The 11,961-nt window shown below is 69.3% G+C and carries 9 protein-coding genes and 2 pseudogenes; 6 read left to right on the forward strand and 5 right to left on the reverse strand.

Annotated features, from left to right (window positions below; all coding sequences use genetic code 11):
• Nucleotides 1–52: 52 nt before the first annotated feature.
• The 3 genes from K7I03_RS04740 to K7I03_RS04750 all read left to right on the forward strand — a co-directional run bounded on the left by K7I03_RS04740 (nt 53) and on the right by K7I03_RS04750 (nt 4,273).
• On the forward strand, nt 53–769 hold the full coding sequence (locus tag K7I03_RS04740; protein WP_185942167.1) for a hypothetical protein: 717 nt from the start codon (nt 53–55) through the stop codon (nt 767–769).
• Nucleotides 770–836: 67 nt separating this feature from the next.
• Entirely contained in the window at nt 837–2,684 is a 1,848-nt protein-coding gene (locus tag K7I03_RS04745; RefSeq protein ID WP_185942168.1) for an FG-GAP-like repeat-containing protein, read from the forward strand.
• Nucleotides 2,685–3,220: 536 nt separating this feature from the next.
• On the forward strand, nt 3,221–4,273 hold the full coding sequence (locus K7I03_RS04750) for a hypothetical protein (protein WP_185942169.1): 1,053 nt from the start codon (nt 3,221–3,223) through the stop codon (nt 4,271–4,273).
• Nucleotides 4,274–4,303: 30 nt separating this feature from the next.
• On the opposite strand, the gene K7I03_RS04755 is transcribed toward K7I03_RS04750, so the two are convergent.
• Nucleotides 4,304–6,355 (reverse strand): recombinase family protein, encoded by a 2,052-nt coding sequence (locus K7I03_RS04755; protein ID WP_185942170.1) that lies wholly within the window; start codon nt 6,353–6,355, stop codon nt 4,304–4,306.
• A gap of 289 nt (nt 6,356–6,644) precedes the next feature.
• On the opposite strand from K7I03_RS04755, the pseudogene K7I03_RS04760 reads away from it, so the two are divergent.
• A pseudogene (locus tag K7I03_RS04760) lies at nt 6,645–6,767 on the forward strand (IS5/IS1182 family transposase); the annotation flags it as partial.
• 25 nt (nt 6,768–6,792) lie between these two features.
• Here K7I03_RS04760 and K7I03_RS04765 read toward each other — a convergent pair.
• From K7I03_RS04765 to K7I03_RS04775, 3 genes are read right to left on the reverse strand one after another with little or no spacing between them, the layout of a single operon-like run.
• A complete protein-coding gene (locus K7I03_RS04765) occupies nt 6,793–7,857 on the reverse strand; it encodes a bifunctional UDP-4-keto-pentose/UDP-xylose synthase (protein ID WP_185942171.1) in 1,065 nt (354 codons plus the stop codon).
• Nucleotides 7,854–8,792, reverse strand: coding sequence for a formyltransferase family protein (locus tag K7I03_RS04770; RefSeq protein WP_185942172.1), 939 nt, complete (start codon nt 8,790–8,792; stop codon nt 7,854–7,856). The genes K7I03_RS04765 and K7I03_RS04770 overlap by 4 nt, the downstream gene beginning before the upstream one ends.
• Nucleotides 8,789–9,985 (reverse strand): DegT/DnrJ/EryC1/StrS family aminotransferase, encoded by a 1,197-nt coding sequence (locus tag K7I03_RS04775; RefSeq protein ID WP_185942173.1) that lies wholly within the window; start codon nt 9,983–9,985, stop codon nt 8,789–8,791. Before K7I03_RS04775 ends, K7I03_RS04770 begins: the two co-directional genes overlap by 4 nt.
• A gap of 490 nt (nt 9,986–10,475) precedes the next feature.
• Here K7I03_RS04775 and K7I03_RS04780 point away from each other — a divergent pair, with 490 nt between their 5' ends.
• Nucleotides 10,476–10,754 carry a hypothetical protein gene (locus K7I03_RS04780; protein ID WP_185942174.1) on the forward strand — a complete coding sequence of 93 codons (279 nt, stop codon included), beginning with the start codon at nt 10,476–10,478 and terminating at the stop codon, nt 10,752–10,754.
• Between the two features lie 177 nt (nt 10,755–10,931).
• A complete protein-coding gene (dksA, locus tag K7I03_RS04785) occupies nt 10,932–11,312 on the forward strand; it encodes an RNA polymerase-binding protein DksA (protein WP_221902796.1) in 381 nt (126 codons plus the stop codon).
• Between the two features lie 53 nt (nt 11,313–11,365).
• On the opposite strand, the pseudogene K7I03_RS04790 reads toward dksA, so the two are convergent.
• Nucleotides 11,366–11,618: pseudogene (locus tag K7I03_RS04790) on the reverse strand (IS5/IS1182 family transposase); the annotation flags it as partial.
• Nucleotides 11,619–11,961: the final 343 nt, after the last annotated feature.

Raw genomic sequence — 11,961 nt, forward strand, 5'->3', positions numbered from 1 at the left:
GCACTGCGGCCGGCCTATTGTTCTCCACTTCAAGAACAGGTGAGGTCCCGCGATGTACACCCAAGAACGCACGACGATGTCGAACCTCGTGGTCGGCGGCCCGGTGGCGGTGAACAGCTACGACAACGCGATCGTGGCCGCGCTGGTCGAGAACCGGCCGGTCATGCTCGTCCACGCCTTCAACGGCGGCTTCCTGCGGCCCGTCGATCTGACGGACAGCGTCCACAACAAGGGGGTCCAGCTGTCCACCAAGCTCGACCCGGTCAAGGAGGCGCAGGGCCACCTGTGGTACATCACTCCCGCCGGCTTCTTCGGACAGCGCCCGCTGTACTTCATCGAGAGCGCCGCGGGCCAGGTGACACCCAAGCCCGCCGCCGTCGGCCAGGCCGACGCGGGGCGCGGCGACGACGGCGCGCCCAAGCCGCAGCGCCGGCGCATCACCGTCCACCAGAAGGCCCCCGAGGGCACGGCCGACGCCGTCCAGGTGGGCCTGCCCGACCAGGTCGGTGACCTGTGGCGCGGGAAGAACGGCGCGCTCGAGGACACCCAGCTGTGGGTGGTCACGCTGACGCCGTGGGGCGGGATCACCTTCGTGCCGATCACCCACCCCGACGCCATCCTCGGCTTCAAGGACCACGCGGTGGCGGCCGACAGCGAGGTGCGCGTGACCTACAACTGGGGCGGGGACTTCACCGGGACGGTCATCAACACCTTCTACCCGCGGCTGCCCAACGAGTGGAACGTCCCCTACCACCACGTCTTCACATGAGCCGCGGCCGTCTCCCCGTCACGCCTGTCCCGAGCCCACGCCCCTACCGCCTGGAAGAGGCACCACGATGCCCGTGCCCACGCAAGGACTGAAACTCCAGATCGTCAACGCGGCCACGGGGAAGATCCTCGGCGCCAGGGCCACGCCGGGAACGGACGGGGCACTGGTCGTGCGCGACTTCCCCGACGATGGCCCGAGCCCGGAACAGTGGCAGCTCACCCCCGTACAGGCCACGCAAGGCGGGCCGGCACAAGACGAGCAGGCTTATGTGATCAGCAACGCGGTCAGCGGCAAGGTCCTCGACAATCCCGCCACCGCGGACCGCGGCGTCCGCCAGTGGGACGCCACCGCCGGCAAGAAGGCCCAGCAGTGGCACCTCGTCCCCGTCGACGGCGAAGCCGGCCTCTACTTCATCGAAGACGCCACCGACGGCGCCGTCCTCGACCTCGCCGACCCCACAGTGGACGACCCCCGGGTCGTCCTGCGCGAGCACGACGACAGCGCGACGAGCCAGCACTGGCGGTTCGTGACGGCCGCCCCCGAGCGCACCAGCGACCCCGTCCTGCACTGGGCACCACTGAGCCACTGGAACAGCCGCCAGTCCTGGCGACTGGCACGCTCGGCCGCGCTGCGGCCGGCACCCGACGCGACACCCTCCTTCAGTGACATGCTCCTGATCCTCAAGCGGTTCGGAAGCGACCAGGACGCCGGCGCATGGCAGAGCGTCGGAGCCACCCGGGCTCCCAGCGGACAACCGTGCTGGTGGGCCGGGCTCGGTGACCGGCTCCTCGCCGACACCACCGGAACAGGCCGGGCGGACCTCGTCGGGCTCAAACCCGCGAAGGGAGCTGTGACGGCCGCCAGCGAAGGTGACGGCACTTTCAAGGACGACGAGCGCGTCCTGCACCCACCCGTCCCCTCCCCGAGCCCCAAGGACCTGTGGACCCTCGCGGACACGACGGGTGACGGCAGGCCCGACGTCGTCGTGCTCGCCGCGGACGGTGTCCGCGTGTTCCTGCAGGACGAGAACAAGAAATTCGCGCCCGCGAGCGGCGAGCCGGTCGTCAAGGCGTTCGGCCACGGGCAGCCGGCCGGCGGATGGGTTGCCGACAAGCATCCCCGCTTCGTCACCGACACCACCGGTGACGGCCGCGCCGACATCGTGGGCTTCCACGACGACGGCGTCTGGATCTCACTCCAGGACGAGGAAGGGAAGTTCGCACCTCTCGCCGACAAACCGGCCCTCCGGGCATTCGGCCACGACGAGAAGGCGGGTGGGTGGGTAGCCGACAAGCATCCCCGCTTCCTTGCCGACACGACCGGTGACGGCCGCGCCGACATCGTGGGCTTCCACGACGACGGCGTCTGGATCTCATTCCAGGACGAGGAGGGAGAATTCGCCGACCCCCTGTGGGTCCTCGACGACTTCGGGGTCGACCAGGGGTGGAGCTCGGTCGAGGAGCACCCCCGGTCCCTGGTCCGGACCGCCGACGGCGGAGCTGTGGACCTCGTCGGGTTCGGCCCGCAGGGCGTCGTCGTCGCACGTGGGCGCGGCGACGGCACGTTCGAGCCCTCCGAGCTCGTCCTGAACGACTTCGGGCTCGACCAGGAGTGGACGAGCAAAAAGCACCTCCGGTTCCTCGCCGACGTCACCGGCGACGGCAACCCGGACATCGTCGGCTTCGGCGACGAAGGGGTCTGGGTGTCGCACAACTGCGGCGACGGCCGGTTCAAGCAGGCGCAGTTGGTGTGCCGCGGCTTCGGCCACAACGACGAGGCAGGCGCCTGGCGGGTCGGCCGCCACCCCCGCTTCGTCGCCGACATCACCGGTGACGGACGCGTCGACATCGTCGGCTTCGGCGGGCCGGGCGTGTACGTGGCCCGCAACCTCTTCCGCCGCTTCAGGACCCGATGATCCTCCACGGCCCTCCACCGCCGCAGCACGGCGGGCGGCCATCGGCGGCGAGGGCTACCAGGCCGTCCGGCTCGACACCCCTGACCGCGCACGCAACACCACCGTCGCACCCGGACGGCGCCGAACCAGCCTGTCGGTGCATGACGCGCGGCCCTGCGGCTCGCTGGCCGGCGACCGCACCGCCTACCGCCTGAAGGGCCACAGTACGGCTGATGACCAAGCGGCCCCTCGGTGTCGTACCTGCCGCACCGCAGCGCCCGAGCGAGGCCGGGGGACCGACGAGCGCTCCGGCGATTGCCCCGAATCGTCCTGCGGGCCTGTGATTCCTGCCGGCCCGTCACCAGGGGCTCGCTGGGGCGGTGAGAAGGTCCCTGCAGGGGTTCCGTTGGCCGACGCCGGGACCGTCGACGCGTTTTGACGTGCCGTCATCAAGGTGCGGGGCACGCCTGCCCGGCGGTCACGAAAGGCAGTCGAGCAAGCCCAAGGTGTGGCTCCCCTGGTCAGAGTTCCGGGGGTGAAAACAGGAGGGGAAGAACATGACGGTTCCTTCGACGCCGGGTATGTCCTGGGGTCCGGTGTCCTCGCTCGGCGGGCAGCTGACGGGTGATCCGGCGGTGGCGCCCTCTTCGGACGGCCGGCTGGAGGTGTTCGCCCGCGGCCGCGCGGACAACGCGCTGTCGCACTGCCATCAGCAGACCTGGGGCGGCTGGTCCGAGTGGGAAAACCTGGGCGCCGCCACCCTGGCCGGCGATCCCTCCGCCCTGCGCACGGCCGCGCGGCGCATCGGAGTGTTCTTCAAAGACGGGCAGGGCAACCTCGCACATCCCTGGCAAACGGTCATCAACGGCGGCTACGGCGCAGGGAAGGTGCTGGCCAACAATATCGGCGGTAACCCGGTCCCCGGGCTGCACGCCGACGGCCGCCCGGCGGCATTCTTCCGGGGCACCGACAACGCCCTGTGGCATGTGTGGGAGACCACCAAGTCCGGCTACGGCAACTGGACCGGCCCTGCCGCCCTGGGCGGCACCCTGTCGGGCGACCCGGCAGTGGCGACCGACGCCCGCGGCCGTCTGCAGGTGTTCTTCCGCGGCACCGACGGTCACCTGTGGGTCGTCCGCCAGCGGGACGCCAACAACAACGCCTGGGAAAGCCCTCGGAACATCGTGCAGAACGTCGGCGGCGACCCTGTCGTCGGCACCAACGCCGACGGGCGCCTGGAGGTGTTCTTCCGGGGCACCGACAACGCCCTGTGGCATCTGCCGCAGACAGACGACTACAACGGATGGGCCACACTGAGCAGCCTCGGCGGCATCCTGACCGGGAACCCGGCCGTCGCCCGGGCCGCCGATGCCCGGCTGGCCACCTTCCACTGGGGCGGCGGCCACCTGTGGGGCAACGAACAGACCATCGTCAACGGCACCGACTGGAGCGCCTGGGAGCAGATCGCGCAGAACATCGGCGGCGAACCCGTCGTCGAGGCAGACGGACACGGACGCCTGGACGTGTTCTTCCACGGGACGGACCACGCCGTTTGGCACATCGCCCAGATGTTCGGCCAGCCGGCAGCGGGATACGCGATCTCCCCCTGAGCCCGCCCGCCGGCCCGAAGGGACAGCGGGTCAACGCCTCCAGCAGGTACTCGCCGCCGATGGCGCCGAACCGGCCGCGCCGGCCATCCAGCCGCGCTTGATCCACCCGTAGAGGGTGATGCGGGGGATGTGGGTGTGGCAGGCAAGGTCAGTCAACCACCACTCATGCGGGCCGAGTTGTGGTGATGGTCGGCGTCGAAGGTGTTGCCCGCCGCCGCAGCCGATTTGCCGCAGCAGTTCACGGACGCCCTGGGCACTGAAGACCTCGCAGCGTTTGGGCGGGCGGAGCCCTTCCGAGTTGAGGATCTGCGCGATGACGGGGGCTGTATGTCCGGCTTCGGCAAGTGCGCGGGCCCGGTCGGACAGGCGGGGAAAGTAGCTGAGCTGGCCGGGGCGGGCGACCGGCCGTGCGACTTCGCCGTGGGTGCCATGTCCGCCGGCCCAGGTGATCTGGACGGTGACGCGTTCGCTGTCGCCGATGACGGTCACCCGGACTTCCTCGATTAGTTGCCGCATGAGCTGTTTGCGGTCCGCGTCGGTCGTGGTGGGGGCCTGCCAGACGGTGGAAAGGTCACCGGCCAGGGCCCGGATCTGTTCCCGCTCGGCGGCTGTGAGGATGCGGGGCCGTTCGGCGGTGAACCGGTCGTATTCCTCGCCGAGTCGCTGCCGTTCGGCCAGTGCCTGTTCCCAGTTGCGTTCGAGTTCGCGGACGACCAAGCGGTTTTCGGGCTCGGCCAGCTGGTACTGGCGCCTGGCCCGGTCGACCGGGTAGTCCGCGCGTTCCAGACGCTGGTGCCAGACCCGGTCCCCTTGGGCCCGTTGGCGTTCGGCCTGGCCGGCCGCCGTGAGCGAGACCTCCAGGGCGGCCGGCGCCATCGCCGCCAGCAGCAGAGCGGTGACATAGCGGTCCACGCAGGCCCCGGCCAGGTCCTGGCACAACTCGCCACCGTAGTCGGCCTTGATGCGGCCGCACTCGTAGCGCGGCCACAGTTTTCCGTCCCTCCCGCGCTGGTAGTGCACAGCCATCCGGATGCCGCACCGGCCGCAGCGGATCAGCCCGACCAGCAGTGCGGGGCCGTCCCGCAGGGCGCCCATGCCCAGTGAACGGGCCCGGTTCGCCTCGATCCGGGCCAGGTTGCGCCGGTGCCGGTCCATACCGGTATAGGCAGGCGGCATCCCGGGCAAGTAGACGAACCAGTCCTCGCGCGGTTTGCGGACGCGGCCGGTGAACGGACGTCCGGGGATGCGGCGGCGGGGGTCGGTGCGGGTGCGGCCATAGACGTAGATCCCGGCATAGGCCGGGTGGCGGAGCAAGTTCTGGATCATGATCCGGCTGGGCCGGCGCCAGACCAGCAGCCCTTTCTCCGGTCCTTCGCGGGCCCGGATGCCGATCTGGATGTCGTGGCCGACCAGGAAGTGCAGCACCGCGTTGATCGTGGCGAGTTCGTCGAACAGGTCGAAGACCAGACGGACCACGGTCTGCACCTGCTCGTCCGGATCCTTGACGACCTGGCCGTCCGCGAGCCGCAGATACCCCACCGGCAGAGGCACGGCCAGCTCCCCGCGCCGGGCCTTGCCGATCCGCCCGTTCCACATCCGCTGCTTGATCAGGTGCAGTTCCGCCTCGCTGATCGTCCCCTTCAGCCCGAGCAGCAGCCGGTCGTTGTGCTCAGCCGGGTCATAGACCCCGTCCGGGTCGGCCAGCAGGGCCCCGGCCAGCGCGCACAGCTCCAGCAGCTGGTGCCATTCACGTCCGCTGCGGGCGAGACGGGACATCTCGACCCCGAGGACCAACCCGACGTGGTCCAGGCCGACTTCGGAGACCAGCCGCTGGAAACCCGGCCGGTCCACGAGCCCGGACGCCGAGTGCCCGAGGTCCTCGTCGATCACCAGGACCCGCGACGGGGCCCAGCCCAGACCGACAGCCCGCTGGGTGAGCCCGTATTGCAGCCGGGTCGACTCCGTGTGATCGATGACCTGCTGCGGAGTCGACTGACGGACATAGACGACCGCGAGACGTTCGCGATGCCAGGACTGGACCTTGCCCTCAACCCGGTCCCACGGAGCAGCCGTCGCACTCACCGCGATCACCCCCGTCCGACAGGCCGGGAGCGGTCACGATCCGTGCCGCCAGCAACGCCAGCAGCCGCACCACCTGTTGACGGTTCAGCTCCGGAACGGTCCCCCACCCCGGGATATGGGGACCTCAGCGGCACGCGGTCCGTCCACTGCGGCTCACCACCCTCCACACGACCGGCCTGCCGCTCACGCGGCCGCCGGACAGCAGCGGCCACGGCCAACAGGCCATCAACCCCTACAACCGGAGCATTCCCCACCCCAAACTCATCTACGTGTGCAGTGCGGCTTGCTCCTTGAGCGGTGCGTCAACCGCCGCAAACACTGGCGCGGCCTGGCCATGCGCGCCGACAACCTCGCCATCGCCTGCCAAGCCGCACTCCACCTCGCAGCCATCCTCATCTGGGCCCGCAGATGACCCGAAAGGACAGAACCTAGCCCCCTTAGGCGCAGATGGCGGCCGGGGGTGTTTCCGGTGGGGTGGATGAGCCATGCTCGGCGTTCAGGTAGTGCTGGACCGTCGTCTTCAGCAGCTGGTCGAATCCGACGCGCGGGGTCCAGCCCAGGAGCTCGGTGGCGCGGTGGATGGCGGGCACGCGGCGGTGGACGTCCTGGTAGCCCGCCCCGTAGTAGTCGCGGCCGTCCTGTTCCACGATGCGGGCGGTGGTGGGTATGTCCTCGTAGCCGGGGACTTCGCCGATGTGGCGGATCAGGCCCTGCGCCGCTTCGCGGATGGTGTGTTCGTTGGCGGGGTTTCCCAGGTTGAAGATCTGCCCGTCGGCCACACCACCGGGGTTCTCCAATATGCGCATCAGTGCGTCGATGCCGTCGTCGATGTGGGTGAAGCAGCGCCGCTGGGCTCCTCCGTCGACAAGGACGACAGGTTCGCGCCGGATGAGATGGCCCAGCATCTGGGGCAGTACGCGGGAGGACCCCGGCGTGGTGCTGTGCGGGTCGTCGAGGCCGGGGCCGGTCCAGTTGAACGGGCGGAACAGGGTGTACTGCAGGCCCTGCTGTTGGGCCAGGGCGTGGATGACCCGGTCGAGGAGTTGCTTGGACGCCGCGTAGATCCAGCGGGATTTGTCCGCCGGCCCGTACACCAGTCGGCTGGTGTACTCGTCGAACTCCTCGTCCTCGCACATCCCGTAGACCTCCGAGCTGGAGGGGAAGACGACACGGGTGCCCGTGGCCGCGCACCGGCGGACGGCGTCGAGGTTGTGGGTGAAGTCGAGGTCGAACGTGCCCAGCGGATCCCTGACGTACGAGGCGGGCGTGGCGGTGGCCACCAGGGGCAGGCATACGTCCGCCCAGTGCAGCTGCCGCTCGATCCAGTCCGTATGGGCGAAGACGTCTCCGGTTCGGAGAGTGAGACGAGGGTGGTGTGCGATGCCGGCGAGGCGTTCGGTGCGAAGGTCCAGCGCGCGGACGTGCCAGTCGGTGCGTGTCAGGATGGCGCGGGTCAGGTGGTGGCCGATGAAGCCGCCCGCACCGAGGATGAGTATGTTCACGAATGTCCCTCGGACTGGGTGAGAATCGCGCCGTGGTGCAGGAGGTCGGGGAAGTCGCGGGGGTTCCCCCGCCGTCCGTCGCTCTCGACGTCGGTCAGGAGCAGGCGGCGTCCGTCGCCGCACGTCACGAGGACCCCTGCGGTGCTGGTCTCGATCTTCCCCGCCCGGTATGTTCCTCGGCCCGCCGGAGCGGCCGGGGCGAGGGTGGCCCGCCAGATGGTGAGTTTGCGGGATCCCGCGTAGCAGTAGGCGCCCGGGTAGGGGTCGGTGACGGCGCGGATCAGGTTGCGGATGTCCTCGGCCGCGTACCGGAAGTCGATGAGCCCGTCGGCGGGACGCCGGGCTCCGAAGGAGGTGGCCTTCGAGGCGAGCTGGGGCCAGCGCGGCGCACGGCCGTCGAGCAGGGCCGGGACACTGCGGCGCACGAGCGTGGCCGAGGCGGGAACGAGCTTGCGGTAGACGTCCAGCGGGGTGTCGTCCGGGCCGATGGGGAAGGGCTCCTGGTCGACGAGGTCGCCGGCGTCCGCCTCGCCCGTCATGTGATGGAGGCTGACGCCGCCTTCGCGTTCGCCGTGCAGGATCTGCCAGTTCACCGGTGCCCGGCCGCGGTAGCGCGGCAGCAGGCTGCCGTGCACATTGACCGCGACCGGGGCCAGGGCAAGCACCGGGTCGGGCAGCAGGCGGCGCCAGTACGCACTCAGCAGCATCCGCGGCCGCAGCCCCCGGATGTGCCGCCGTTCAGTTTCGGTGCGCGGATCGGCGGTGCGGACGGGGATGCCGAGGGAGGACGCCACGTCGGCGACCGACCGGAACCAGACGTTCTCCCGCCCGTCGTCGCGGTGGGTATAGACGCAGCCGACCGGTACGCCGAGTTCCGCCAGCACTTCCAGGGTCCGGCAGCCCACCTCCTGATAGGCGAAGACCACGACGCTCATCGCACCGTACCGGTGACGGCGGATGCGCGATGGCGGCCGGCCACGGCCCGCACGGCCGCGGCGACCCGGTCCTGCTGCTCGTCGCTCATGCCCGCGAACAAGGGCAGGGAGACGATGGCCTCCGCCGCGTCCTCGGTGACGGGGAGGCATCCGGCGGCCGGATCGTTTTCGCGGCGGCTGCGGTAGTAGTGGTGCAGATGGACCGGCGTGTAGTGCACTCCGGCCGCCACCCCGAGCTCCTTGAGTTCGGCGACGAAGGTGTCCCGGTCCACGGTCAGCAGCTCAGGGACCAGCCGTATCACGTACAGGTGCCAGGCATGGGTGTGGGGATACGGCGGGACGTCCGGCAGCCGGATCTCCTCCAGGCCGGACAGCAGCTCGCGGTACCGGCCGGCCAGCTCGCTCCTGCGGGCGTTGAACCGAGCGAGTTTGGGCAGCTGCACCAGGCCGAGCGCGGCATGAAGGTCGGACATGGTGTACTTCCAGCCCGGCTCCAGCACCTCGTACGACACCTGGCCACCGCCACGGTGCCGCGACCAGGAATCCCTGGTGATCCCGTGGAACCGCAGCAGGCGTATGCGCTCGGCCAACTCGCCGTCGGCCACCGTCACCATTCCGCCTTCGGCGGTGGTGATGTTCTTGGCAGGGTGAAAGCTGAAGACAACGGGCTCAGGACCGCCGCCGATGAGCTCGTCGCCATACCACGTGCCCAGCGCGTGCGCCGCATCGTGGACGAGGGTTATTCCACGCCCGGCCACCACGCCACGTAACGCGGCCAGGTCGACCGGAGCCCCGGCATAGTGCACAGGAACGACCGCTCTGGTACGGCTGGTGATCTTGCGCGCCACATCGGCGGGATCCAGCAACAACGTGCCCGGCAGGACGTCGGCGAACACCGCACGGGCGCCCAGCAGCTCGACCACATTGACCGTAGCGGGCCAGGTCAGCGACGGAACGATGACCTCGTCACCAGCGCCGGTTCCCAGCGCGGCCAGCACCAGGTGCAGACCGGCCGTAGCCGAGTCGACGGCGACAGCGTGCGGCGCCCCCGCCCACCGCCCGAAGGCCGCCTCGAACTCCGCCGCCTTCGGCCCCGCGGCCAGCCAACCCGACCGCAAGACGGCCGCCACCGCGGCGATCTCATCATCCTCGATCGTCGGCGCGCACAACGGCACGCCACTGCGCTCGTCCACTCCCCACCCCAAGAACCCCTACACAACGACAGACCCGGTCACCCTACGCCACCCGATCCCGGCCCCCATCGCTCCAAGGCCCCTAGGAGACGCGATGACCAGGTAAGGGTCAGAACACCTGGCCAGGACGCCTTGGCACGTCTCCCTCCCGTCAGCCGCCGGAGCGATCCGGCACCCTCTCCCGGCCACGCCCGCGCCCACTGCCCCACGCCGCACCACGCGCACAGCCCACGGATGGCGGATGACGAACGTTCAGCCGGCAGTGGCCGGTCCCTTCACTGAACCGCAGGTGCGGGCCGGAGCCATGTGTCGGACTCCCGGGCGCGAACACCCTACGGCCCGAGCTCTGAGCAGGATTCGGGCAGCCGAGCCCAAGACCGCCGTCGACCACAGGGCGGCGGTGGCCGTAAAGACGCTGTCGCGACGCCGTTCATGATCAATAATTGCCCCAGGCAGACCCCGCCGGGGTCACTGCGGGAAGGAGACCTGCATGGAAGAGGGACAGCGCGTCGCACTGAAGGCTGCGCTCGCAATAACGAAAACCGTGGTGATACCCGAGGGGGCACAGGGAGTCGTCGTGGAGTCCTGGACCGAAGAGCTATGGGACACCCACGGTACGGGGCTCACCACGGTGCGCTCGGACTCCGAGGACGCCGAATATTTCCGTACCACTGACAGCACGCTGATCGAGTCTGCCGTGAAGCTGCGGGTGCAACTCGACTTGGGCCTGTTGGTGACCGAGTACCAAGTGGAGTTCACAGAGGCGTAACCAGACGCCGGGATGCATCGCGTCGGCGGCTGCCAGGGCCTGACCGATGCGCCGCCTCACAGTACGGCCGGGTAGGCCCCCAGCTAGCGCGCGTCCCCTTGACCAGGATGCCCGACTGCTGATGGGGCGGCAACAAGCAGGTGGTCGCGCTTCGTGACCCTTTTATTTAGGAGGAACATGTCGACTTCGGTCAATATGTATGGAGTTGAGCCCTACGCCGGGACTGCGGGCGAGGAGTACATGGGTGAGCCCATGCGCCAGCACTTCACGAAGCTGCTCGAAGCCTGGAAGCAGGAGCTGATGACCAGCCCGGACCGGTCCGCCGATCGCGTGAAGGCCGACTTCCCCGGCCCGGTCGACCGAGCCACCATCGAAGAAGAGTTGGGCCTGGAGCTGCGCAGCCGCGACCGGGAACGAAAGGTCATCGAGAAGATCGACCAGGCTCTGCACAAGATCGAGAACCACGCGTACGGCTGGTGCGACAAATGCGGGGCCGAGATCGGCCTTCGCCGTCTTGAGGCACGCCCCACCTCAGACCGCTGCCTCGACTGTAGATGAGGTGGCAGACCACAGGGAGCAGACGCTCGGCAAGGAGTAAGTGCCCCGAGTGGTCAGTTGCGGAACCAGATCAGGATGGCCGCAAGGTGGAGTGCGGCCTGGTAAGCAGTGGCGAGTCTGTCCGTGCACCTGGCCAGCCGCGCCACTGCTCCAGGCGACAGATACATCGTTCGACAGTGTCCCGCTCCTTGTGCCGCTCGGGGTCGAGCCGGGCGGCCGTCCGTCTAACGCGCCACGACGAAGGCCGTTCCGGACCTGGTCCGCTGGCGGCGGAATGACCGCACGGATACGCCGTTCACGCAGGTGGAAGCTAGTTGAACCAGGAATACAGCGTCACGCCGGTCTGCGCGACAGGCCCGGCACCCGGGAAGCGCTGAGGGCGCGGCCCTAATAGCAGGGCCAGGCCTGCCTCCTCATGACCCCCTCCCCATAAAGCACGAGCGCCTCCGCTGCCGACCTACCCAGACGACACCATCCAGATCCCGCACAAGCCGAAGATCAGCCGAACGGGTGACCTCCCAGGACACCCGGCCTCGCCAACAGCCACTGCAACAACGGCTTATCAAACTTTGCATCGAAAGCAGGCTCTTACGAGGCAGCAGTCTGCTTGGCACCCTTCCCGCTCGCGGGGCAAGGTCGTTTTGTCGGT

Source organism: Streptomyces mobaraensis (assembly GCF_020099395.1).
GTDB lineage: Bacteria > Actinomycetota > Actinomycetes > Streptomycetales > Streptomycetaceae > Streptomyces.